The sequence below is a fragment of the Microcoleus sp. MOSTC5 genome, from assembly GCF_036701825.1.
Lineage (GTDB): Bacteria > Cyanobacteriota > Cyanobacteriia > Cyanobacteriales > Microcoleaceae > Microcoleus > Microcoleus asticus.
In genome coordinates this window covers 24054-48357 of sequence record NZ_JAUBRK010000014.1, presented here as the reverse complement: position 1 = coordinate 48357, position 24304 = coordinate 24054, and the positions used below count along the sequence as shown (strand labels likewise).

The window sequence follows — 24304 nt, the reverse complement described above, 5'->3', positions numbered from 1 at the left end:
CCCATCAAATAATACTATTTTAGATTTTAAATTTTAGATTAAAGAATTGAAGAATTTGGCGTGACCTATTCCATCAGGGTTTGGATCGCGGGTCTACAGTTGCATTCTTTTTTTAAACTGGTATAAACTCGCATCTTGCACCATTGTTAATAAGCCTTGTACGGGCGGGCTAGAATATCGCATCCCACAAGAAAATTTACTCTTCGCTTCACAAGCCCGAAAGCCTGTTAAGCGAAAATTGTGCAAGATGTGAGTATAAAAGTATGCTTCCCAGCAGCGCCAACACGAAAAAAAAAGTTGAGATTTTCCCAAAATCTCAACTTTTTTAGTGACTAACTAGCCAAGTATTCTCGGACTTGAGATTGGCGGCGCCGCAAGTGGGCGAGGGCTTGATGTTCTAGCTGCCGCACCCGTTCCCGGCTGAGATTGAGCCGTTCCCCGACTTTAGCCAGCGACATTTCGGTGCCGTCTTCCAAACCGAAGCGCAGAATTATTACATCTCGCTGCTGGGGAGTAAGTTCTGATATCAAAGTATCGAGGTCTTGCCGCAGCAATTCCGAGGTAATGTAGTTGTCTGGAGATGCCGTTTCGTCTTCTAAGAGTTCTTGCAATTCGGTATCTTGATTGTCTCCTACCCGCAAGTCCAAAGAAACTGGATGTCTTGCCATCAGCAGGTATTCCCGAATTTGGGAAGGGTGAAGTTCCAAGGCAGCGGCAATTTCCGCAGGGGACGGAGACCGACCCAACTGCTGCGTGAGTTCCCGCTGTACCTTTTTGATTTTGTTGAGTTTTTCGGTGATGTGAATTGGCAATCGAATTGTGCGGGCGTGTTGGGCGATCGCGCGGGTAATTGCTTGTCGAATCCACCAGTAGGCATAGGTAGAAAATTTGTATCCCCGCATCGGGTCAAATTTTTCGACTCCTCGTTCTAAACCGAGGGTGCCTTCTTGAATTAAATCCAAGAATTCCATATTGCGTTTCTGGTATTTTTTGGCGATCGCCACTACTAGCCGCAAATTCGCTTCAATCATCTTTTGCTTGGCGCGCCGGCCTAACTGCAATATCCGGTTCAGTTCAGGTTCGGTCAACTCCATTTCGGCAGCCCATTCTTGATTGGTCAGATCCCGCTGCCATTCTTTAGCAAGTGCTTGTTTTGCTTCGATTAATTTCATCATTTGCTGCACCTGCTTCCCGAAAACAATTTCTTCTTCTCGGGTTAGAAGAGGTACGCGACCGATCTCGTGCAGATAGGTACGAACCGTATCCGTTGAGGAGTATGGCCGGCTGCCCATGCGATCGGCTTTCACTGTTTTGTTTTTGGGGGTTGTGGTGGACATGGGTGAGTATTGCACTCCTTGTAACAACAGATAAAAAGTTGGTGATACCCTGTCCCACTTTTGCAAGTGGGATAAAGACTGCGACAGGGGGGATGTTTCCCCTCCTGTTTATCGGTGACGATCGGTAGAAGCTTGTTGTTTGGGATTACTTTTGTGCTTGATTTTCCAGTAATCCCCGTCGATTTTCGGTAGCTCGCTAGCTTCAACAGCTAGTTCAAGGCGAAGTGAAGCAAGACTTTAGTTTTCTCAATATTATTCCCATTTTTGAGGATCGTAAAGGGTAAAAACCTCTGTCTTAAGGTCAAGATTCTACATTTTTCCTTAAGGTTTTGAATTCCCTGTTCGTTTTAACTGCAACTCAACTTCACAATACTCATGCAAACAGACTCATGCAATTCGAGGGCTTTTTTTTTGCTCTCTGTTCCATCATCGCTTGAAATTTTCTCGCTGCCTAGATGCTGGGATGCGAGATAACCGAACTCGATCACCGTATTAGCTACGACTTACGCTTTAAAATATATATTGACATTTTTCTGAGAATATGCTAATGCAACTCGGTTGTGAGTAAGTAAAGGTGTATAAAGGCTGGCTGTTGGGCTGTTTAAGTTGAATTGTGCCGCGAGGCTCAACCATATTTAAGCTTATGCAAATTTTTTGAAGGTAGGGATGAGGGGTGAGGGGGTGAAAGGGGAAAAGCTTCTGGGTGAAAGCTGGGGGCTAATTTGTTTGACGTTGGATGCACTTTTTCGTTTGTAACTGAGGCAAAAACCCGGTATTTCCGTCATAGCCAGCGATCGCCAATTTTTCGCACGGATTAGTTTACACTAACATTTGCCTAAGTTATGTAATTAATGTAGCAGTTGTCAATCTAAAATCCCAAATCCATTTTAGCAGCTTCTGCCTCGGCAAATACTTGTTCGTCGGGCATTTCTTGCCAGTCAATATCCCCGATTTCCCTGTAGAATTGCTCGTCGTAAGGACGAGTTTGCACGACTACGGGCATCGGTACGGCGTGCCCCAAAACTAATGCTTGCTGTTTGGAGTCGAGTTTTGCCAAAACCGATCGCAAACTCTGCCCTCCCGAAACGCCGGTAAAAATAGCATCGATGTCTTTATCGTCGTTTAGCAAAGCTGTGATGCGCGTTCCTACTTGCGACATGACTTCGGCATCGATGCCGGAGGGACGCTGGTCTACAATCAGCAGGGTGACAAAGTATTTTCGCATTTCTCTGGCAATTGTACCGAAAATAGTCGATCGCACGATCGCCGGATCGAGAAAGCGGTGAGCTTCTTCAATGGTAATCACCAACGGCTGCGGGCGATCGCAAGGATTTTTGCTCTGCAAAAACTTCTCTGCTTTCCGCACGTAAGCTTGGTGAATGCGGCGAGTAATCACGTTTGCAGCCAACATATAGGACAGCAAATCCGAGTGCGAACCGAACTCAATTACTACATTTTTTCCACCATCCAAACACTGCAAAACTTCTGTTACATAATTTTTCGGACAGCGTTTACGAATATATTTCAAATCATTCAGCCGCTCTAACTTCCGCTGCAAAGCCATAATCGAAGACTTATTTCCCCGCTTTTCTTCGCAAAACATTTGGATATCTTCGTTGGTCATTTCCAGCAACTTGTTTATCCAACCACTGCCCAACTCATTTCGCAAAATAATCGCATTTTCGATACTAGCTTCCGACAAATTTAACTCGCGCTGCACCAGCGCGATATCTTCCACTTCAATTTGATCGAAACTCAAAAACAACTCTTGAGCGTCACGGACTCCCCGGCGTTTGGTGGATTCTGGATCGAGGGTATAAATCTGAATTTTATCGGGAAACAACTGCCGCAAACCTTTAACAGTGCTGAACTGTTTCCCTTCCGAAACAGCTTCCCACCCGTACTCCGAGTGCATATCAAAAATTAAATTAACAGCAGCTTGCTTGCGAATAATTCCCGATAGAAGCAAGCGAGTCAGAAAAGATTTTCCCGTTCCCGACTTGCCAAAAACTCCGTTGCTGCGTTCCACAAATCGGTCTAAATCTAAGCATACAGCAACGTCCATGTCAATCGGTTTGCCGATCGCAAAATTGCGGCGGTACGGGTCATCTTCCCAGCCAAAAACTGCCCGAAAATCGGTTTCTTTGGCATCAAACACCTGTGAAAAGTGGCTGGGAATAGTTTTGACCGGCAGCAACTCAATATCAGCGCCCGTTTGTGACTCAAAAGAAGCCAAATTTCCTAACGCCAGCTTATTCTCGCGAACTCCGCCGTTTTTCGTCGGGTCGAAAATTGCCTGCTGTTTTTCTCGCTCAGCAGTCAACATCAACATCGGCGACAGTTCGATCGTACCGTAGGTGCTGCTACCGGCTAGCACTGCTAGAAGAAAATCGTCGTTGGGATTGGGAGGATTCGATAAAATGCGAGCGCTGGAAGTTCCGAGAGACACGTCGGTGAGCATACAGAAAAAGTGCGATCGCACCCCCCGCACTACTAGAAATTTCCCCACCCTCATATCTTCCACCGAAACATCGGCGTGCAGTCGCACTTCTAATCCCTTGCTCAGGGAGCCTTGAATAACAGAGCCTAACGGTCGATCCATTTTAGATTTTAGATTTTAGATTTTAGATTTTTAATAATCGAGCAATTTTCGATGGGCGATTTTATATTTTAGATTTTAGATTGTTAACAGTCAACTAATTACCATTCCGATTCTAGTGGCAATTCAAAAAAACTCGGACTCAGATCTATATCGGCCAAATCGGTTTCGCTCAAATAAGCATCGGTCAAAAATACCCCTTTTAAACTTGCGCCTTTGAGGTTAGTACCTTTCAGGTTAGCACCTCTGAGATTAACTCGGAATAAATGAGCATCGCTCAAGTCGGCCTCAGTTAAATCTGCTCCCTCCAAATTTACTCTCATCAAATCTGCTTTTCGGAGGTCAGCTTCGGTTAACTTAGCGCCGCTGAGGTCAGCTTTTGTCAAGTCTACACCTCTCAAGTCTGCCCCGCTCAAGTTAGCGAACAGCAAAGTAGCTCCCGTGAAATCTGTCTCCCTCAAATCGGCATCGCTTAAATTAGCGCCGCTGAGGTCAGCCCTTGTTAAGTCTACACCCCGGAGGTCAGCAGAACTCAAGTTTACTTGGTGTAAAATTGCGCCGCTTAAATCGGCTCCTCTTAAATCTGTTCCCTCCAAGTTTGCACCTTTGAGGTAAGCTTTTTTTAAGCTAGCTCTGCTGAGGTCTACATTTTTGAGATTGACCGAACTTAAGTTAGAACCGCTCAAATTAGCTCCGCTTAAATCCGATCCGTTTAAGTCGGCTCCGGTTAAGTTTATCCCTTGCAGCGATACATTGGGAGCAATTAAATAAGCTCCGCCCAGAGCGGGGTCAATGCCTTCTGAAAACAAAGTGTTGTTGCTATAAACAGCTTTATCCAAAATCGTGCCGCTCAAACTGGCTTCCCTCAAGTCCGCTGCGCTGAGGTTGGCTCCTGCTAAGTTTGCCCGATCGAGTTTTGCGCCAAATAAAATAGCTTTGTATAAGTTTGTCCGCCGCAAATCGGCTCCTTTTAAATCGGCTTCGGTCAAATCTACCATAGCCAGATTTAAGCCGGGGAGCGAAGCATTGGGAGCTAGCAAAAATGCTCCCAATGCACCCGGGTCAATATCCTCGGGAAAGATAGTCCGGTTGTTGTATACGGCCTTGTCTAAAATGGCGCCTCTCAACTGACAACCGCGCAAATCGGCTCCGCTGAGGTTTGCTCTGGTTAAGTTGGCTTCCTGGAGATTTGCTCCAACTAAATTAGCCTTGATCAAACTTGCTTGTTTGAGGTTGGCGCCCGTGAGTTCGGCTCCTACGAGAGTAGCTTCTCGGAGGACAGCATCGGTCAAATTGGCTCTAGTGAGGTTAGCTAAATTGAGAAATGATTCAGCTAAATCCGCCCCGCTGAGATTGGCGCCGGTAAGGTCGGCTTCTATCAGGTCTGCATACCTGAGAATAGCGTCGCTGAGGTTGGTTTCTCGGAGGTCGGTGCCTCTGAGGTTGGCTCCCCGGAGTTCTGCACCGCCGAGGTTGGTGCCTTTGAGGGCTTGTCCCCTGAGGTCGAGTCGGTGGAGAAAGTCACCAACGTTCATTTCCATGTCAATTCACCCTCTCTATTCCGATACTTTTTTCCTAACCTTTGAAACCAAGTTAGATATTCTGAAAGTACCTTTGCTGAGTTCTGGTCAAAACCATTGTAATCATCAATAGCCACAACTGTCGCATCTGGCGGATAGTGTTCTGGAATATCGTCAATGGCTACCAAGGTGAGTTTTCTGCTTGATTTTGTCGCAGATACTCAAGAACTTCCTGATGTCGTAGATATTTGTGTTGGTGAATATTTTTGGGGTTGAGAAAAGGGGTGAATCCGATAATACGGATAGCGATATCTGGTGAAAACAATGGAGGGATTACCGCGAAAGGAAATATTTCACGCCAATAATATGAAATTACTACTCGAACATTAGGATAGGAAATAAGGACATTTTCAAAGTGATTAAGGCAAGCTGAATTAAATTTCATTATATCTGCTTGCACTCCCGATGTTTCATGTGTTCTGTCAGGAATAAGTACACCATCAATGTCTAAGAAAATTAACATTAACTCAAATTCCTATTGAAGAATTTAATGACTATTAATACTGCTTAATAATATAAATGTGCATCTAAGAGGCTCTCTCAAGTGTTCGCTGCATGGACTTGTTAGACTGCAATTAACATTGTTATTCACTGTTTTTATTGGTGGCTGCTTTCTGACAAAAGGAAGATGCTGGTATCAACAAGTATTGTTCGGAAATTCACAGTTTTTCTTGGCTTCTGCCTTCCCCCCTGGTGGGTTAGGGGGGGTTGCCTTCTACCTTCTGCCTTCAAGGAATAGGAGCAAAACTATAAATTTTTTGAGGTTCAAGCCGATCGCAAATTCCGACTAATTCCGACAAAAGGAATGTCTCGCGATCGAGCTGGACTTGCAGGGTTTTGAGCGGATCTGCACCGGAGGAAACCAGAAATTCTAATTTTTGCAAATCCGACCAGGTGGCTATTTCGCCGAGAATTTGACCGATCGCCTTGACGTAAGGATGGTTTGGATCTTTGTACCAATCGGGGGCTGCGAGTCCGGCTTGATCGAAGCCGAGGTGAACGATGAGGGAGCCTTCTCCGAAAAGGGCTATTCCCACCGGCCGCGCTTCTTCTTGCAGCAACAAGTGCTGGCTAGCCGCCAAATGCCGCAGTTTTTCGAGGTGTTCGTACCGATTGTGAATGGCAGAATCTTCCTCTTTTCCTTCTGCTTTCTGACTTCTACCTTCTTCCTTCGTTGCGTTCCACTGAATCGCCACTGTTACTAAATAAGTTTGTAGCAGCATATGACCGAGTTTTTCGGCTTTTGTTGCCAGATAGATCGAGTTGTAATCTGTGGCTTCAATTAGTAAGGGGACGCGATCGGCTACTTCAATTCCATAACCTTTCAAACCGGCAATTTTGCGCGGGTTGTTGGTAATCAACCGAATTTTTTGAACTCCCAAATCGTTCAGCATTTGCGCTCCGACGCCGTAGTTCCGCAAGTCGGCGGGAAATCCCAACCGTTCGTTGGCTTCTACGGTATCCAATCCCAAATCTTGCAGCGAGTAAGCTTTTAGTTTATTTACCAATCCAATCCCCCGACCTTCTTGGCGCAAGTAAACGATGACGCCAGAACCGACATTTTCGATCATTTTCAGTGCCGCTTGCAGTTGCATCCGGCAGTCGCAGCGCAGGGAACCCAAAGCATCGCCGGTCAGGCATTCGGAATGCACCCGCACCATCACGGGTTTGTCTTTAAATTCTGCCGGGTCGCCCTTGACAATAGCAACGTGTTCTGAATTGTCTTGGGTGTCCCGGTAGGCGTAAATCATAAAATCGCCGAATTGAGTGGGCAATTTGGCGACGGTTTCGCGGCGGACGAATCGATCGTGCTTGAGCCGGTAGCTAATTAAGTCGGCAATACTGATGATTTTGAGGTTGTGGATTTTGGCGTACTCGATCAATTCTGGCAGCCTCGCCATCGAACCGTCGGGGTTTTGAATTTCGCAGATGACGCCGGCAGGATACAGGCCCGCGAGTCTGGCGAGGTCAACCGAGGCCTCGGTGTGACCGGCGCGTTTGAGGACGCCGCCGTCGATCGCCCGCAGGGGGAAAATGTGACCGGGACGGCGCAAGTCTTGAGGTTTTGTGTCCGGGTGGATGGCTACTTGGATGGTGCGCGCCCGGTCTTCGGCCGAGATGCCGGTACTGACGCCGTTGACTGCATCGATGCTGACGGTGAAGGCAGTTTGGTTGCTGTCGGTGTTTTTGCTGACCATGAGGGGCAGTTCCAGGCGATCGAGCCTTTCACCGCTCAAAGCCAGACAAATCAAACCTCGCGCGTTCACGGCCATAAAATTGATGTTGTCGGGGGTGGCGAATTGGGCGGCACATATCACGTCGCCTTCGTTTTCGCGATTTTCGTCATCGACTACTACCAGGAGGCGACCTGCTTTGAGGTCTGCGAGGGCGCTGTCGATCGAGTCAAATTGAAATGATTGTGTTGAGGTGTGGTTATTGGGCACTGAGAAGTTCAAGCTATAAACAGTAATGTTATGGAAATAGAATCTATTTTTGATTGTAACCTTTTGTTTCCGACAGGGCGATTCCCAGTCCCGATGAGTTTGACAATATTTCTTAACTCATTTACTATAATTATTGCATTTTGTCAACAAAATATCTCCCTAATATTGCATGAGCTTGACTGATATCGCGAGGCTTTTAGGTAAACCGTACTTCCAAGCTCCTAATTGCTTAATTTATAACATGGACTGTTTGGAAGCATTAAAGCTGCTGCCCGATCAATTTGTAGATTTAACCGTTACCAGCCCGCCTTATAACATCGGCAAAGAGTACGAAAAATTCTTGGTGTTAGATGAGTATTTAAACTGGTGCGAGCAGTGGATAGCGGAGGTTTACCGGGTAACGCTCGAGCGAGGAGCGTTTTGGCTTAATTTAGGTTATTTGTCAATTCGCGATCGGGCAAAAGCAATTCCGATTTCCTACCTGCTTTGGGACAAAGTGCCTTTTTATCTGATTCAAGAAGTTGTCTGGAACTACGGCGCGGGAGTTGCGGGCAGCAAGTTTTTTTCACCCCGCAATGAAAAGTTTCTCTGGTATGTAAAAAATCAAGACAAGTATACATTTAATTTGGATGAAGTGCGCGACCCAAATGTGAAATATCCGAATCAGAAAAAGAACGGCAAGATTAAAGTAAACTTAAAAGGCAAAAATCCGACGGATGTTTGGCAGTTCCCAAAAGTTACGTCGGGGAAAAACCGAGCTTCCAAAGAACGCACGCCTCACCCCGCTCAATTTCCTGTTGCTGTTGTCGATCGCATCATCAAGTCTGCATCGAATTTAAACGACATTGTTTTAGATCCGTTTATGGGTTCCGGGACTACAGCAATTGTCGCTCTGGGTTTGCAGCGACAAGTTATTGGATTTGAAATTAGGGCTGATTACTGTGAGATTGTCGCTAGTAGAATAGATAATTTTTTGATGGACAAGGAACTCAGAGAAGCACAGTTATCTTTATTCTAAAGTTGGTAATTGCAGCAATTTATAACGTTCAACTGCAGGACTCAATTTCGCCTGTTGCCCAGTTGCAGCGGCTTGACCTTGCCAATCTTCTCGGTCTAACCATCCAAATCTGACTAAATTAATCTGCGGTAGTTGTGAGCCTTGAATTTTTTGGTTAAATTTCTGGAAATTAACAACAAGATAATAGCCCGATTTATTCTTTTTTCCTTCTATACCAGTAGTGCTTAGTTGAGTATAACTGCGATTTCCATATGTATTACGATTACTTGAAGAGGTTTTAATCTCGATCGAGAAGCAATCATCTAGAAGACAGACCAGATCTTTTTCAGTAGCATTTTCTTCGCGACGCCAAATTTCTGGGTATCGCCTAGCCAATTCTAATGGGATGAGTTCGTGCAAAAAGTATCCCATAATTTGGGGGCGGGGAAATAAATCGACACCTATTTTATAGTTTTTGCTAGTTAGATTAGATTCAAATATTTCTCGCCAGACTTGAATTACTACTTCATATATTTCATCCGGGTTAAGTGGATGTATCTCTATCAGTTCCCTGGTTTTTGCTGCCCAATCTGCTGTGGCAAGCCCCGCATAAGGTGAAGTCATTTACTCTATCCCCTCCAACAATTCGCTTAGCGATACTCCCAAAGCTTTAGCTAGACGCACAATATTCAGAAGTGCAACATTTCTCTCGCCACGTTCAATGCCGCCAATGTAATTTCGATGCAGTTCTGCTAGTTCAGCTAACTCCTCTTGGCTTAGCCCCCTAGCTTTTCTCAATTTCCGAACCTGTTCGCCAAATATTTTAAGCTTTATATTTTTTGTCACTAGAAAAATTTAAAGCTTGTAACGGCTTTAAATCTACACACTATGAGTGTTAATTTAAGAAAAGTTTCAATCAACTTGGCAGATCCGGCACTGTCCAGCCATTTTTCTGGACGCTCGCACTGCCTAGAAAGTAGCGCTACTCTTAGAAAAGGGATTTGTGTCAGCGAGACTCCCGGAGATTTTTATGAATATTACTTTGAGTCCTGAGCAGGTGAAATTGATCGAAGCGCAATTAGCACTGGGGCAGTTTACCTCGCCGGAAGAGGTGATTACAAAAGCCCTCCAGACTTTGACTCAAACGCGGAAGCTTTATTGCGAGTGGGTGGAAGAGGTGCGCTCTTCGGTGGAGGAAGCGGAGGCGGAACTATCGCGGGGTGAGGGAATTCCCTTAGAGACTGCGATCGAGCAATTGCATGAAAAGTTTCGCAAGGCACGAGAGGTTCAGGGATGAGCCGAGGCTTTGTCTCTCCAACAGCAAGCCGAGACTTGGATGCCATTGGTGATTATTTTGTTGGGCGCAATATTGAGGCTGGGGAGCGATTGCTTCGGGAGTTTGTCAAAACAGTGTGACAACTTAGTCAAATTTCCGAATATGGGGCGCAGTTACGATCGAATTAAGTCGGCACTCCGGGGAGTACCGCTCGATGGCTACATTGTCTTTTATCGGGTGGTTGAGAATGGTATCGAAATTTTGCGTGTGATGAGCGGTTTCCAAGACTTGGATGCAATGTTTTCCGATGAAAACTGAGCGTTTGGAAGGACGGAACGAGAAGTTGGAAACGCTTTTGTGTCAATCTTATGTAGCCGTCCCATCTTTTGTATCATAACTTTAAACAGTTAAATAATTCACTCTAAAAACTATTCTCGGCGGGTCTGAACGCTTCTCCACAGCTTTAAATATTCACGTCGAACAGATTAATCAATCTCGTCAGCTAAACTTTCAGGCAAATCGAGTTCGATAATTGACTGCATTGCCCGCATTTTTCCTAAAAAAAGCCCTCAACTTTGTGAGGGCTTTGCGATGCCAGGAACGAGACTTGAACTCGTGACACGTGGATTTTCAGTCCAATGCTCCCGATCGATTGCTTGAATAGTAACTGCGAAGTCACAACAGCAACCAGGCAAGAAATAGAAGCTACGTCGCTACTCCCTCAAAAGGAATTGCAAGATCGAGAATGGCAAGGAGATTAAATTGATAGACCACTAATTTGGGATTTACGGTCTCGCTTTTTTTGTATTATTCTATAATGTTAAAGTCTTTTTTCTTCATTTATTGTAGGGAATGGTAGTGTTGTCAGGGATTTTTTCGGTGCTTCGATCGCCTTTGTCTGTCAAGCGTTCGGTAGAAAAAGACGATAGGATTCGCTGTCTATCAGAATTCTGAAACCCAGCCACATCAGCACAAAAGGGAAAATCTTGCTAGCATAACGGCTGAGAACCAAAGCAATACCAGGTAGATGCGTCAGAGTATAGGACATAAACAGCCAGCAGCAAACAATAAAATAGCAAATCGGTACTATCACAGCCATATTTTGAATGCTGCTAGTAGCAAATAGGGGAATATAGATGCCAAGATTGTTACCACCGTTAGAAATCGTGACTGCGGAAACGCGATAAGTCTGCGGATCGCGGATTACGTCCCAGAGCGATCGCTGCCGAGAATCAAATCCGTGAAATTTAGAGTTTCTTTTCAGATTATCTGACTTATCTTCGGCTGAATCATCCTTGTTAAGGTTGAGTAAATTATTCAAGCCAATGAGTATCGGCAAAATCCCCAGTAGCCCCGTCCAAGTTGAGGGAATTGCTAGCCCCAGCAAAAAACCAACTAAACTTATCATCATTAATGCGGTGAACCCTACAAGCTCACCCACCACAATGTGTTTAGGACGAAAAGTACGATTAACCTCACTGAAGAAGGCCGTCAGATAAATGTTGTCGTCAAACGTTGTTGCGACAGCAACAGCCAGTCCGATCTTAATTGTTGCAATTAACCAATCCATTACCATCTCTCACTCAACACCTATCCGATCGCCGAAACTACAGATTTCTCAACCGTTGTGAAAAATCACCATCATCTCGGTATGATAATGTGAGTATCGCATATTGGGTGTAACGAGCAAGCAAATCTGGTAGTTGATCCGTATCAAGCGGTGCTTTGACTCGATCCCCCATCTTCAGCTCATCCAGCGTCCATCACCTGTGTTTATCAAAGGAGTCATTATGATTAGCCGTTTGATTGACCTTCTGCCTAGAGGCGCAGGTCAAAAAATCTTACGGTCGCTCAGTTCGTCGGCCACTCGTAGATCTGTCGCCTATCGGTTTGCAGGTCTGTTTTGTATCGGCCTGGTCTCGGTTTTGGTCTTGAGTCTGGCTTTTGACAGTCATGCTGTTGCCGCTTCTGCCTCTGGCAATGTACTCTCCCCTGTAGTAAGTCAGGTAAATCAGGTCAAATTGCCTAAAGAATCAACAATCCGGTTACTGGAAACGGTGGGACTGTTTGTGGGGGGCATACTTTTTTGTGTATTTTTGGATCGCTGGTTTTCTAACCGTTCTGCTCAATCGGGCAACACACCCTTAGCTGAGCAAGCGCGGCGGCTCAAGCAACTCAAAATCGGTTATCCAGAGGGTATGACAAATCTGGAAGTCCTGCGTGCTAAAGGTTGGCTCGAAAGCCGTTTGCGACCATTTGGGCTGAGTGTTACTTGGACAAGCTTCTTATCAGCTTCTGCTCTGATAGAAGCATTAAGCAATGGGGCGATCGATTTCTGCGGGGGCGGTGGTACGGCCAGCATCTTCTCGCAAGCAGCAGATCATGTGTTTGTGCGGGTGGCTAAAGAAAAATATACTGCTCCCAAAGGTCAAGCGATTCTAGTACCAGAAGATTCGCCAATTCAGACGGTTGCCGACCTGAAGGGTAAAAAGATAGCTTTTGACAAAGGCTCAAGCGCTCATTATGTGCTGGTGCGAGCACTGGCAAAAGTGGGATTAGAGTTTAGTGACATTGAGCCAATTTATCTGACCCAGCCACAGGCGCTGCCCCTATTCCGCGCAGGTGAGGTCGATGCTTGGGTGATTTGGGTTCCCTACACGACAACTCAAGTCCGAAGTGCTTATCCAGGGCGCTCAATTGCAGACTTAGAGAGCATCTTTGGTGACAAAGCCTCTTTAGAAGTTCCGACCTATTACTACGCGATTCCAGAGTTGGTACGCGACTATCCCGACTTGCTTAAGGTGATTTTAGAAGAGGTAAATGAAGCGGGAGCTTGGGCTAAGAAACAGGAATTAGAAGCTGCTGTGCGATTGGCAGAACACCATCAAATAGATCCATCCATTGTAGAAATTTTACAGCAACGTAGTGCCGAACGCGCTATTATCCCGATCGACGACCAATCGCTCACGGCCCTACAGCACCAGGCAAATATATTTAGAGATTTAGATCTGATTCCTGAGCGCGTGAATGTGAAAGATGGAACCTATAGCTTGCAGACCAAGCAAAACTGGACTTATTAATCAGACAATTAAAATCGAGTGTAATTTTTGTCTGATATCAAATCAGCGCTTCATCGTCGGGCGTAAAATCGAGTCAACATTCAACACTCAACCATCATTCAGTTTTTCGACCCCGAATCAACAGTCAACAGTCATCTGGCTCGTGCAACCGGAATTGATACGAGCTATCTTTTTTTGAACACAAGTCTGTCAAATATCAGCTCTGTTTGGGTTTCCGGCGGGGTTGTCGCTCCGCCACCGGCAAACCTACATCTTGTAGCTGCATTGCCCGCATTTTTCCTAAAAAAAAGCCCTCAACTTTGTGAGGGCTTTGCGATGCCAGGAACGAGACTTGAACTCGTGACACGTGGATTTTCAGTCCACTGCTCTACCAACTGAGCTATCCCGGCTTGTTTTTTCGCGCTTTACTATCTTAGCAGACACATACAGAATTTAGCAAGCACTTTTTCAAATTAATTTTCGCTCGCCCGGAACCGCCCGCCTGTAAGCTAAAAGCTGCAACCTAAAATCCAAAAATCGCAATGGCACAGCAACATCGGGACAGCGAGGGCAAGAGTCTGCTTGTCTTGGGCATAATTTGGCTGCTGGGGGCAATTAGCGATCGCCTCTGGTTTGCCCTCGATCGATCTGTCCCGGCGTGGGATCAAGCAGACTACCTGACTAGCACCCTGAAATACTTGCAGGCGTTGCAGCATCCTCAGTGGTTTTCCGGGGAGTGGTGGACAAACTTCTGGCTGCTTTCGACGAAAATTCCGCCCTTGGTGTATATCTTAACGGTTCCGTTTCTTCAGGTTTTTGGTACCGGGGGCGATCGGGCAACCCTCGTTCATCTATTATTTAGTGCAATTCTCCTCGCCTCAGTCTACAGTCTGGGCGTCCAACTGTTTAACCGGCAAGTCGGTTTGTGGGCCGCTGCAATTTGCGTTTTGTTGCCGGGGCTTTATCGGTTCCGCTTGCAATTTTTGCTCGACTATCCCCTCACCGCTGCGATTACTTTTGCTTTCTATTGTCTGACAATGTGGAAGGCTTCTGAAGGAAAAAGGAAGAAGGAAGAAGGAAGAAGGAAGAAGGAAGAAGGAAGAAGGAAGAAGGAAGAAGGAAGAAGGAAGAAGGAAGATTTTACCCCTTCTCCGGATCTCCCCCTCTCCCCCTCCCCCAATCTCCCCCTCTCCCCCTCTCCCACTCCCTCACTCTCCCCGTCGTCTTTCTTTTGGGCGATCGCCTTTGGAATTTCACTCGGTTTATCAATATTAGTTAAACACACTACCGTATTATTTCTATTTACCCCGATTGTGTGGTTGGCTGTGGGTGCTGTGCGGCAAAAAGCTTGGGGGAGATTAGGTCAATTAACTGGTGCTCTGTTGCTGTCGGTGGCGGTATTTGGGCCCTGGGCAAAAACCAATTGGCTGTTAATTTTGACCGGGGGAAAACGGGCAACGCTGGATTCTGCGATCGCCGAAGGAGATCCGGGCATCAATACGATCGACGCTTGGATTTATTACGGTCAGCACTTACCCGAACACATTTCTTGGCCTCTGTTACTTATTCCCTTAGTAGGATTGATACTTTATTGGCGCCGCCGGCAAGATAGTTCGTCCATCTTTTATCTCAACTCCTGTCGGTGGCTGGCTGTTTTCTGGGGAGGAGCTTATTTAATTAATTCTCTAAATATCAACAAAGACGACCGATATGTGATACCTTATTTGCCAGTTTTATCTATTTTCTTAGCCTACTGTTTAACGCTGTGGCCTTCTCGGTGGGGACGACAAATTCGCTGGGGTACAATTGGCTTGGCAATTCTGGCAATGCTGTTCCATATGTGGCCGCTGGGAGGTGCTTTTGGACATAGCTTAGTCCAAATTATCAGTCCCGGCAATTCTAACTATCCTTACTTGGGGAAAGAGTGGCCGCACCGAGAGGTAATTGCCGAAATTATTGATAGGGAACCTTATTTGCAATCTACTTTAGGCGTGTTGCCTTCGACGCCGGAAATTAACCAGCATAATTTGAATTTTTACGGTGCTTTGGCTAATTTTCAGGTTTACGGGCGGCAGGTGGGAACGAATTTACAACAAGTGCCGCAAGATGTGCGATCGCTCTCTTGGTTCGTAACTAAAAGTGGCCCGCAAGGTTCGATTCGCGAACGGATTAAAACAGCTCAAAATGCAGCCGTAACCGCGATTGAAAAAGGCGATCAATTTGAGTTAGATAAAACTTGGGTTTTGCCAGATTATACTAATTTAAATCTTTATCGGAAGCGAGTGCAGCCTGTCGAAATACAGCCGTTGAATGAAGCGCGATCGCAAGTACAATTAGATCGAGTTACTGTCGCTGCAAAAGCAGTTCCCGGAGTCGCGCTGCCGGTTACTTATACTTGGTCTGGGCCTTGGCAGCAGTTGCAGTCTGGTTTAGTGTTGGTAACGTGGCAAAATCAGCAGTCTGGCGATATTCCACCGGGACAGACTTTCAGGATTTTACACGATCGCGCGATCGCCCAGGCGACTTTGCATCCGGGGATGCTGGAAGCGGATAAATTTGCTGTGGGGTTTCGAGTTGTCGATCGCACGGCGATGCTTCCTCCTGCTAATATTGCACCGGGAACTTACAATCTGCAAGCTACTTATCTAAATCGGAAAACCGGCGAAACTTATCCGATAAATGTGCCGGCAGTTAGTGTTAAAATCGAGGCAGATCCTCTGGATATGCGTTCTCAGGCAGAGCCTGGAAACGAGGATAATACTGATAAGCCTGAGTTAGATTTGGTGACTCAATTGCGGGCGATGGCGGTTAATTTACCCAAAGGATTGCCCGGTTTAGAACCCGTGTTCGAGCAGATTGGGCGCATCAATCAGTACGATCCAATTCAAGATTATACCGTGCAAGCTGAACAAGCGTTAGAATATCGGTTGAAACAGGAACCAAATAATCTAGAATTGGCTTATGCTTTGGCATTTTCTCGGGTATTGCAGCAGAATGTCAAAAGTGCGATCGCAGCCTTAGAAAAAGTCACTCAACTCGACTCAAAAAACCCTTACGCATACGCCTATCTCGCTTTCGTACACCTGTACGGCTGGCATCCCAAAGCCGCTCAAACAGCCTTAAAACCTGCTCTAGCTCTCAACTCCAACCTACCGGAAATTAGAGTTTTAAACGGTGTAGCGGAACTGATGCAAGGTAATCTCATCCAAGCATGGCAAGATTTGCAATACTTAAAAAAACTAAAAATTTAACAATCCCTTTTATTGTGGCACGGGCATCCCGCCTGTGCTTGCGAAGCGGTAAAAAACAGAAAACCAATGAACCAACCAAGAATTGTCTCTCTAATTCCCAGTGCCACCGAAATTGTAGCAGTTTTAGGATTAACGGATGCAATTGTGGGCCGTTCCCACGAATGCGATTATCCCCCAGAAATCCAAAATTTACCTGTTTGCACTCAGCCTAAATTCAATCCCGAAGGAACTAGCAGCGAAATTCACAACCGCGTGACAGAATTGTTGCAAAATGCGCTGAGTGTCTATAAAGTAGAAATAGATACTTTGGAAAAATTGCAGCCGACTCACATTATTACTCAAGCTCAATGTGAAGTCTGCGCTTGTTCTCTAACAGAGGTTGAACAAGCGGTAAACACGCTGGTAAATAGCAAGCCGGAAATTATTTCTTTGCAGCCGAATCTGCTAGCAGAAATCTGGACGGATATTCAGCGAGTTGCTGATGCTTTGGGCGTAAATGGCAAAAGTGCGATCGACCTTTTGCAATCCCGCATCGATGCTATTACCTCGAAAACACAAGCATCATCTATTCTTACCACAAAACAGAGACTTCCCAAAGTAGCCTGCATCGAGTGGATTGAACCTTTGATGGCTGCGGGTAACTGGATTCCCGAATTAGTCGCAATGGCGGGAGGCAATTCGCTGTTTGGAATTGTCGGGGAACATTCCCCTTGGTTAAAATGGGAATCGCTAGTAGAAGCTAATCCCGATGTAATTATTTTCATGCCTTGCGGCTTTGATTTAAACCGCACTCGCAGCGAAGCAATGCAGATAACTAAATACGCAGAATGGGCTAATTTGCAAGCAGTAAAAACGGGGAAAGTTTACATAACTGACGGCAATTCTTACTTTAATCGGCCGGGGCCGAGATTGGTTGATTCGTTAGAAATTTTAGCAGAAATTCTCCATCCCGAAATCTTCGATTTTGGCTATCGGGGTAAGGGTTGGCAGCCATTTTTGTAAATACCCGCAGCTAGCTAAAGCTTCATCTATATTAATTCTGAATTGCCTGCCATACAAATAAGGACACAACATTGTTGTGTCCTTACTTCGCGTTTATTTAACCGAATCTGATATCATTTGAGCGAAAAAACGCTAGTCCTACTTGACATCAGGGGGCATCAGCACCTTGTCAATTTCGTGAATAACGCCGTTGCTAGCTTTGATATCAGCTTTCACAACATTAGCGCCGCTGACAGTAACTTTGCCTGCGCTAACAGCCACCTTCAGCGAGCTGCCTTCAACACTTTTAACATCGCCGGATTTCAGGCTAGTAGATAAAACCGAACCAGGAACAACGTGGTAAGTTAAAATCTTAGTAAGTTTGGCTTTGTTTGCGGGTTTGAGCAAATCCTCCACAGTTCCTTTTGGCAAAGCAGCAAATGCCGCGTCAGTCGGAGCAAAAACAGTGAAAGGGCCTTTTCCTTGTAAAGTTGTAACCAAACCTGCTGCTCCCAAAGCCTTCGTCAGCGTCTTGAATTGAGTGTCGCCAGATGCAATAGCAACAATATCCTTAGTAGCGCCCATTGGTGCCGGTGAAGCGCCCATTGGTGCCGGTGAAGCGCCCGTTGGTGTTGGTGAAGCAGCGGTTTTCACCTTTCCTGGAACTTGTTGAGTTTGAGTTGCATTAGCAACACTGGTGTTGGAGTTGATGTGAGCCCAAGCCGGGAAACCAATCAACGCGCTAGCGCCGATTATTCCTGCGAAACCTGTCAGTTGTTTCATCCAGCTAGGTAAATTTTGATTTTTCATTGCGCTTGCATTTCCTTATGAGATAAAACAGTGAACATGAATTGTTATGTTAGCCAAATCTCGACAAAAAGCAAGGTTGCCAGAGGCTAAGATAGCAAGAAAATTCTCTTGAATCCCGATCGAACAAAACTTCCTTACTATAACGCAAGCTGAGCAATCGGGCATCAACCGCTAAATCTGTAACTCAAAACCTCAATCACCGAACCAGTTTGGGGTAAGTCAGCAGATTTGATCGAAATCGTGTCATTATTCAATCGGCGCACCGGCGTACCATCCATCAGCGCCAAGAATTCATCTAGCGGCACTAAATCGCACGCAGCAGCATCGGCGGCTTGGGTTTTGAAATGTGTCGGAATCACCATCTTCGGTTTGAGAAGTTGCAAAGTTTGCTTCGCTTCCGCCGGAGTGTAAGCTTTCGGCCCGCCGCCCACGGGAATCAGCACTACATCGGGCCGCCCGATCAAGATTTGTTCTTCAATGCCGATCGGGCCAGCAACTCCCCCCAAGTGTAAAATCTTAACGCCCGCTTGCTGCCACAGCCAAGCCACATTGACCCCAAATCGCCGTCCTCCCTCACGGTCTTTTTCCGTCCGAATCCCTTGAATCCGCAGCCCGTTAGACCTGTAAGCCCCAGGCTCGTACAAAAGGCCGGGATTGCCCGCAAATCCGTCGATCGCCCCTTCATCGAGCAACCGGCTGCTAATCAGAATCAAATCTGTTGGCACTTTAGGAGAACGATAGCCTGCCGTACAGCCCAGGGGGCGAAAAGGATTCACCAGCACCCTCGCACCGCCTCCGGCGAACAAGAAGCAAGTGTGGCCCAACCACTGAACCGACAAAGAATCAGCAGTTTGAGCTTGATAGCTTTCCCATCCAGATGGTAAACCAGTTGCTAAAGCTGCTAGCAAACCCGTCTGTGCGTAACGTATTAATTGTCGCCGTTTCATCTTGTGGTTGGGGTTGTCGGGTGTTGGTCGTTTGTTGTTATACCACAAAACACAGTCAATCGATTTTAGATTTTAGATTTTAGATTTTAGATTTACTCCACAGATGAATCAGGGATATGGAACTTTCGTCTAAAATTTGGGGTTCACCACGACCATTTTTGGGGCTTGTATCCTTTTGTGGGCGGTTGAGATGCGAAAATCTGCACCCTAGTTTTACCGTAAAGTTCGCAGTGCCACCCTAAAGATTTAGATAATTTGAACAGTCAGGTGTGGATTTCGCACCCGAAAGATGCAGACAAAAACTCAAAATTCAAAACCCAACTAAAGCCGTTCCAAGAAATTTCGCAATAATTGCTTTCCCGAAGTCGTCAAAATACTTTCCGGGTGAAACTGTACACCTTCAATGTGCGGATATTCTCGATGCCGCACGCCCATAATAGTTCCGTCTTCAACCCAAGCGGTAATTTCCAAAACTTCTGGACAACTCTGCTTTTCAATTACCAAACTGTGATAGCGAGTTGCAATCATCGGCGATTCCACGCCCTGAAAAACTCCGGTGCCTGCGTGTTCTACCTGAGAAGTTTTGCCGTGCATCAACACGGGCGCAGAAACAATTTTGCCGCCGAATACTTGACCGATACTTTGATGTCCGAGGCACACGCCTAAAATTGGTAAAGTCGGGCCTAATTCTTTGATTAATTCCAGAGAAATTCCCGCATCTTCCGGCCGCCCCGGGCCTGGAGAAATCACCACTGCGGCAGGCTGCAATTGGCGAATTTGTGCTAAGGAAATTTGGTCGTTGCGGTAGACTTGCACTTCGCTTGCTACAGGCAACTCAGCACCCAGTTCTCCTAGATACTGTACCAAATTGTATGTAAAACTGTCGTAGTTATCGATGACTATAATCACGGGTTAAGTTAGATTTTAGGTTTTAGATTTTAGATTTTAGATTGACTCGCTCCCTGAAAGCAAGGGTTTGAAGATTTTAGATAGATGCCGAAGATAAAAATAGCTGCAATATAGACGAATAAAACTAAAAATCTCAAATTGGTCATCTAAAACCTAAAATTTTCTGGGTCTAATAAGTTACTGACGGGCGATCGCAATTTGAACGACTGCCCACAAAGGAGGCAGCAGAAGTGCAGCACCGACTATGATCGCAGCCATTGCCGATACCAGAACCGCTCCGGCACCGCAGTCTTTGGCAATTTTGGCTAGTTCGTGGTAAGATTGCCCGACTGTCAAGTCTACCACCGATTCGATCGCCGTATTCAAAAGTTCCATTGCTAAAACTATGCCAATGGTGACGCCGATCACAGATATTTCTACAGGTTTCAGTTGCAAAAATAGCCCGAGTCCGATCGCCAATGTTCCTATAATTGTGTGAATCCGAAAATTGCGCTGAGTTTCAAAAGCATAACTCAGACCCCCCCAAGCGTATCTAAAACTCGTAGCTAAGCTAGATGCGATTTTCCAGGACAGCTCTCGGTTGTATTTCAAGGCTTTTTTAGACTCGTGGACTGTCTGGCTAGAAGAGTCTTGAGGCATGGGCAGAAACTGTGCGATTTGTGATGAAATTGAGGGTCTATCTAGTGTCATAAAGAACCAACTTTAATTTACAGAGATGAATGAAAGCTAAACTTTTCAAATTAACTTCATCAAGTCTAGGTAACTTTTCTAAGTTTTTACTAAAGTTCTGGTTTAATTTCAGAAAGTTATGTTGGGCTTGACATGATTTGTTAAGTAACCATCAACTTCAGTTATCCTGTTTGGATCGCAAGACCGATCGCCTGCAGCAATGTTTCTTGTCGATCGAGCATTTGAGTCAGACTTTCTTCATCCGGGTGATCCCAGCCCAAAAGATGTAGAAAACCGTGGGCTGCGAGCCAAGCTAGTTCGGTTTTCAGGGGATGTCCTTGCTGCTGGGCTTGTCGCTGAGCTGTATCGATCGAGATGACGATATCACCCAAGTATAAAGGTTCAGATGACTGCATTTCCTCTAGTTGAGGACAGTCTACCTCTAAAGCTGCGAAGGCTAGTACATCGGTCGGTCGATCGAGCTGGCGGTACTGGAGGTTGAGGGATTGCATCTCCGTATCGGCTGTTAAACGCAGACTGACTTCGTAGCCCGGGGCAACTGGCACATCGGCCGCCTGGTTTTCTAGCCAAACGCTAAACCAATTTTCCCAGGTTTCGGCTGAAATCTCCCCGCTGGCTGCAATCTCAGGGAGGCTGGAAGCGTCGGCTGACTGCTGGGCGAGCCCGTAACAGTCTTCGACGTTCACCTCTATTAACATTTTTTTGATCTCCTGTCAAGGGATATATTCAATTTTTTTACAAATTCCAATTCCGCGATCGAGCTAATAGACTTTTTGCTTTCAGCAGGCACATTACAATAATCTGTTGAAAATTGCAACTGGCCGGGAACACAATCAGTTTAACTCCCGATTATGAAAGATGAAAAACATCAGCGGAAATTAAAGGCTGATTGTTTAAATCCCCGATTAAGAATTGAAATATCGATCGAGAAAAGCCAAACCGACGAGTACGCCTAAAAGTCCCGCCGCTGTCAAGGCAAAGTGAAACAAAGAAGTCGCCCGCTTGCGAACCATGTTCCGCATCGCCAGCTTGACATAACTCGGTGGAGGTGCAGTGTTTGTCGGCGCTGTCGGGGTTTCGGCGGACTCTTCGGAAGCGGGAATTGCTGAGGGATGTTGACTCATAGTCGTTAGTTTAGAAGGTTAACAAAGGGGCTGCTGAGGACAGGCTCGCCCCGATAGTAACAAATATGTAACGTTTTGTGTAGGATTTTTTAGGTTTCAGAGGGTCGCGGGTCTGTTTAACGAGGATTATACCAACAGATTAATGTGCGATCGGGCTGACGATCGATTCGATATTTTATCTTCATCCCCAGATACACAAGGATAAATTAAATTCCCGAACCGCGTTCCTAAGCGGTTTAACAAAAATTTTTTAATTGTCAAGTCGCTTTTTCAAGCGACACTCATTTGAGTTAACTCACACGAGTGTCACCAGAAAAAGCGACTGTTAACCAATCGCGACCAGCAGTTATTCATAGATATAGCCACGGAAAAACACAAACAAAATTTTCCGGCTAAAGACCAAACCACAAACTTAAATTACTCTGACAACAACATGGAAATTTCCACCTTTGAAATCCTCACAAAGCCGATCGCACCTCCGATTGGTGGCCTTGAAGCTGTTGCTCGCCGAGTCGTTCAGGGATACTTTCTCACCATCTCCAATCTCGAAGCGATCGACTTGCGATATCGGATTGAGTTTACCGTTAGCTTACCCGTGCCGGCAGATCCTAATAAAATCTTGCTCAACAACGCTTTCTTAGTTGTTGACGTTGAAGGCAATAACACTTCTGTAACTCTGACTCAGCACCCGGGGAAACCGAAGGTATATCGAGGATTTTTCACAATCCCCGCTCACAAAACTGCATCTGTTGAATTGTTGCCAATTCTGCCAGGAAGTTTGACCCCAGGTTTGTTAGAAGTGCGCGGATATGTCTCCTTGTTTTTGCCGCCGCGCCGAAGCTTTCCGATCCCTGTACCGCAAAGCGAAAAACCAGTCAAGGTATTATTGAATCCCGAAATTCGCGGTACTTTCTTGCCGAATGAGTTCTCGCCACTAGCAGCTAAAGCTCCACTAGACTTCGATCAAATTAATTACACTTTAGCGATCGCCAGTGGAAAAGCCTTGAACGAGATTCCTCCTGAACCTGGTCAACCAATCATCATCCATTTGCCAATTGTTGCGCCGATTTTGGAAGAGTTGCGCAACGGTACTTTGGACTTGCCTAGTTTGGACGCTGACAATTCAGAAAAAGCTCAAATGCTAGTGCAACTGCTGGCCCAAATCGATACCAACGATATCAATTTGCAAGAGCTAAATACAGTGATGGACAAATTTGATATTCCTGTCAGAATGTCTCGCAGCTAGAACTGTTAAAGGGTAAGTAACTGTAAGGTGGGCAAGACCCACCTTACGTTTGATTACGTTTAATTACGCCCACTTATACACTCACTGAGCTTTATTCAAATGTCGAACTTATTTAGATTTCAGCCTGTTTCTTTTAGTTGGGTAGCTGTTCACCCGCAGCCCAAAGGTGTTGTTCAATTTATTGGTGGAACTTTTTTTGGTAGTTTGCCAACTTTGTTTTATCGATATTTTTTACAGCAGTTGTTTGAAGAAGGTTATACCGTAGTTGCTTTGCCATTTAGATTTACTTTTCGTCACTGGCCGATCGCTATCGGGTTATTAAAAGAGCAGGAGATACTGAGAACAGAACTGACCGAGATTGCTCAAAGATTAGGCTATGAAAGCGAAATTTATCAAGAACCATCGAGTTATTTTTGGGTTGGTCACAGTCTGGGATGCAAGTACATTGCTCTTTTAGAATTTTTAAGCGACGATCGGTATCCAAATATTGTGGATAAGTTCTGCGATCGCCCTGACTACGAACAGATTCAAAGCTTAATCGAAAATCTGGGCATCGACCGACCTTCAATTAAAGGCCAGCCGTCTTTATTAATTGCTCCTGATATCAGCAATACAGAGAGCGCTATTCCAGTGCGAGCGCTAGCACAATTGTTAGACAAATTCCGCTTAGGAGTGCTGCCAACCAGAGAACAAACTCAATGCTTTATTGCTAATAGTTCTCTGTTTAATTTGACTGCAATAATTTCTTTCGATCGAGATGAAATTGCTGGTTCTACCAATGATATCAACAAAAGTCCCGAACAACAAAAAAACAGCGATGTACTTTGGCTCATAGAACAGCTAAGTAATAGAAAAGTGCCTTTGTTGAGCAAGGAAATAGAAGGCAAACATTTAGAGCCGATTGGCATCAAAATCGGTAATTATATTGTTGACCTCAATGCTTGGGATAAATTCGTCAAACCTCTGAAAAGCCGATTCCTTGAATATTGGTCTGTTCATTTTTTGGAGGCTTTGAAAAAGCGGTTAGGCGCTTAACATTGTATAAACTGCCAAC

The 24304-nt window shown here is 45.6% G+C and carries 23 protein-coding genes and 1 tRNA gene; 8 read left to right on the top strand and 16 right to left on the bottom strand.

What is annotated here, in order from left to right; genetic code table 11:
* Positions 1–332: 332 nt before the first annotated feature.
* The 6 genes from QUA54_RS09980 to ribBA form a co-directional block, all read right to left on the bottom strand.
* Positions 333–1337 carry an RNA polymerase sigma factor, RpoD/SigA family gene (locus QUA54_RS09980; protein ID WP_333414420.1) on the bottom strand — a complete coding sequence of 335 codons (1005 nt, stop codon included), beginning with the start codon at positions 1335–1337 and terminating at the stop codon, positions 333–335.
* Positions 1338–2205: 868 nt separating this feature from the next.
* Positions 2206–3939 carry an ATP-binding protein gene (locus tag QUA54_RS09975; RefSeq protein ID WP_333414419.1) on the bottom strand — a complete coding sequence of 578 codons (1734 nt, stop codon included), beginning with the start codon at positions 3937–3939 and terminating at the stop codon, positions 2206–2208.
* A gap of 98 nt (positions 3940–4037) precedes the next feature.
* Positions 4038–5477 carry a pentapeptide repeat-containing protein gene (locus tag QUA54_RS09970; RefSeq protein ID WP_333414417.1) on the bottom strand — a complete coding sequence of 480 codons (1440 nt, stop codon included), beginning with the start codon at positions 5475–5477 and terminating at the stop codon, positions 4038–4040.
* Positions 5468–5644: a hypothetical protein gene (locus tag QUA54_RS09965; protein WP_333414415.1), complete on the bottom strand. Its 177-nt coding sequence runs from the start codon at positions 5642–5644 to the stop codon at positions 5468–5470. The genes QUA54_RS09970 and QUA54_RS09965 overlap by 10 nt, the downstream gene beginning before the upstream one ends.
* Entirely contained in the window at positions 5638–5979 is a 342-nt protein-coding gene (locus QUA54_RS09960) for an HAD domain-containing protein (RefSeq protein WP_333414413.1), read from the bottom strand. Before QUA54_RS09960 ends, QUA54_RS09965 begins: the two co-directional genes overlap by 7 nt.
* Before the next feature lie 265 nt (positions 5980–6244).
* The gene (gene ribBA, locus QUA54_RS09955; protein ID WP_333414412.1) at positions 6245–7960 is read right to left on the bottom strand and encodes a bifunctional 3,4-dihydroxy-2-butanone-4-phosphate synthase/GTP cyclohydrolase II; all 1716 of its coding nucleotides are present in this window, start codon (positions 7958–7960) and stop codon (positions 6245–6247) included.
* Between the two features lie 169 nt (positions 7961–8129).
* Between ribBA and QUA54_RS09950 the strand changes: the two genes are divergently transcribed.
* Complete coding sequence (locus QUA54_RS09950) at positions 8130–8978, top strand: site-specific DNA-methyltransferase (RefSeq protein ID WP_333414410.1); 849 nt, start codon at positions 8130–8132, stop codon at positions 8976–8978.
* Here QUA54_RS09950 and QUA54_RS09945 read toward each other — a convergent pair.
* Both QUA54_RS09945 and QUA54_RS09940 read right to left on the bottom strand, forming a co-directional pair.
* Positions 8970–9581: a ScaI family restriction endonuclease gene (locus QUA54_RS09945; protein ID WP_333197116.1), complete on the bottom strand. Its 612-nt coding sequence runs from the start codon at positions 9579–9581 to the stop codon at positions 8970–8972. The two genes, QUA54_RS09950 and QUA54_RS09945, sit on opposite strands and share 9 nt — an antisense overlap.
* Positions 9582–9803 carry a helix-turn-helix transcriptional regulator gene (locus QUA54_RS09940; RefSeq protein ID WP_333187484.1) on the bottom strand — a complete coding sequence of 74 codons (222 nt, stop codon included), beginning with the start codon at positions 9801–9803 and terminating at the stop codon, positions 9582–9584.
* A 184-nt stretch (positions 9804–9987) separates the two neighbouring features.
* Between QUA54_RS09940 and QUA54_RS09935 the strand changes: the two genes are divergently transcribed.
* The gene (locus tag QUA54_RS09935) at positions 9988–10254 is read left to right on the top strand and encodes a hypothetical protein (protein ID WP_333414408.1); all 267 of its coding nucleotides are present in this window, start codon (positions 9988–9990) and stop codon (positions 10252–10254) included.
* A gap of 9 nt (positions 10255–10263) precedes the next feature.
* On the top strand, positions 10264–10551 hold the full coding sequence (locus QUA54_RS09930) for a type II toxin-antitoxin system RelE/ParE family toxin (protein ID WP_333414407.1): 288 nt from the start codon (positions 10264–10266) through the stop codon (positions 10549–10551).
* A gap of 583 nt (positions 10552–11134) precedes the next feature.
* Here QUA54_RS09930 and QUA54_RS09925 read toward each other — a convergent pair.
* Entirely contained in the window at positions 11135–11803 is a 669-nt protein-coding gene (locus tag QUA54_RS09925) for a cadmium resistance transporter (RefSeq protein WP_333414405.1), read from the bottom strand.
* Positions 11804–12023: 220 nt separating this feature from the next.
* Here QUA54_RS09925 and QUA54_RS09920 point away from each other — a divergent pair, with 220 nt between their 5' ends.
* Positions 12024–13313 (top strand): aliphatic sulfonate ABC transporter substrate-binding protein, encoded by a 1290-nt coding sequence (locus QUA54_RS09920; RefSeq protein ID WP_333414404.1) that lies wholly within the window; start codon positions 12024–12026, stop codon positions 13311–13313.
* A gap of 316 nt (positions 13314–13629) precedes the next feature.
* Here the strand turns inward: QUA54_RS09920 and QUA54_RS09915 are convergent.
* Positions 13630–13702 (bottom strand) — tRNA-Phe (locus QUA54_RS09915).
* A gap of 132 nt (positions 13703–13834) precedes the next feature.
* Here QUA54_RS09915 and QUA54_RS09910 point away from each other — a divergent pair.
* Together QUA54_RS09910 and QUA54_RS09905 are read left to right on the top strand one after the other, a co-directional pair.
* Positions 13835–16543, top strand: coding sequence for a phospholipid carrier-dependent glycosyltransferase (locus QUA54_RS09910; RefSeq protein ID WP_333414403.1), 2709 nt, complete (start codon positions 13835–13837; stop codon positions 16541–16543).
* A 66-nt stretch (positions 16544–16609) separates the two neighbouring features.
* The gene (locus QUA54_RS09905) at positions 16610–17545 is read left to right on the top strand and encodes a cobalamin-binding protein (RefSeq protein WP_333414401.1); all 936 of its coding nucleotides are present in this window, start codon (positions 16610–16612) and stop codon (positions 17543–17545) included.
* Between the two features lie 138 nt (positions 17546–17683).
* Here the strand turns inward: QUA54_RS09905 and QUA54_RS09900 are convergent, their stop codons facing one another.
* From QUA54_RS09900 to QUA54_RS09875, 6 genes are all read right to left on the bottom strand, one after another.
* Positions 17684–18334, bottom strand: a complete 651-nt coding sequence (locus tag QUA54_RS09900; protein WP_333414400.1) for a fasciclin domain-containing protein — start codon at positions 18332–18334, stop codon at positions 17684–17686.
* Positions 18335–18498: 164 nt separating this feature from the next.
* On the bottom strand, positions 18499–19281 hold the full coding sequence (locus tag QUA54_RS09895) for an MBL fold metallo-hydrolase (protein ID WP_172190728.1): 783 nt from the start codon (positions 19279–19281) through the stop codon (positions 18499–18501).
* Positions 19282–19602: 321 nt separating this feature from the next.
* The gene (locus tag QUA54_RS09890; protein ID WP_333414399.1) at positions 19603–20190 is read right to left on the bottom strand and encodes an aminodeoxychorismate/anthranilate synthase component II; all 588 of its coding nucleotides are present in this window, start codon (positions 20188–20190) and stop codon (positions 19603–19605) included.
* 177 nt (positions 20191–20367) lie between these two features.
* Positions 20368–20880 carry a diacylglycerol kinase family protein gene (locus QUA54_RS09885; protein ID WP_172190726.1) on the bottom strand — a complete coding sequence of 171 codons (513 nt, stop codon included), beginning with the start codon at positions 20878–20880 and terminating at the stop codon, positions 20368–20370.
* A 161-nt stretch (positions 20881–21041) separates the two neighbouring features.
* Positions 21042–21578, bottom strand: a complete 537-nt coding sequence (ybeY, locus tag QUA54_RS09880) for an rRNA maturation RNase YbeY (protein WP_333414398.1) — start codon at positions 21576–21578, stop codon at positions 21042–21044.
* A 207-nt stretch (positions 21579–21785) separates the two neighbouring features.
* Positions 21786–22004 carry a DUF3285 domain-containing protein gene (locus QUA54_RS09875; RefSeq protein WP_333414397.1) on the bottom strand — a complete coding sequence of 73 codons (219 nt, stop codon included), beginning with the start codon at positions 22002–22004 and terminating at the stop codon, positions 21786–21788.
* Between the two features lie 433 nt (positions 22005–22437).
* Here QUA54_RS09875 and QUA54_RS09870 point away from each other — a divergent pair, with 433 nt between their 5' ends.
* Together QUA54_RS09870 and QUA54_RS09865 are read left to right on the top strand one after the other, a co-directional pair.
* On the top strand, positions 22438–23250 hold the full coding sequence (locus QUA54_RS09870; protein ID WP_333414396.1) for a hypothetical protein: 813 nt from the start codon (positions 22438–22440) through the stop codon (positions 23248–23250).
* 99 nt (positions 23251–23349) lie between these two features.
* The gene (locus QUA54_RS09865; RefSeq protein WP_333414395.1) at positions 23350–24285 is read left to right on the top strand and encodes a DUF1350 family protein; all 936 of its coding nucleotides are present in this window, start codon (positions 23350–23352) and stop codon (positions 24283–24285) included.
* Positions 24286–24304: the final 19 nt, after the last annotated feature.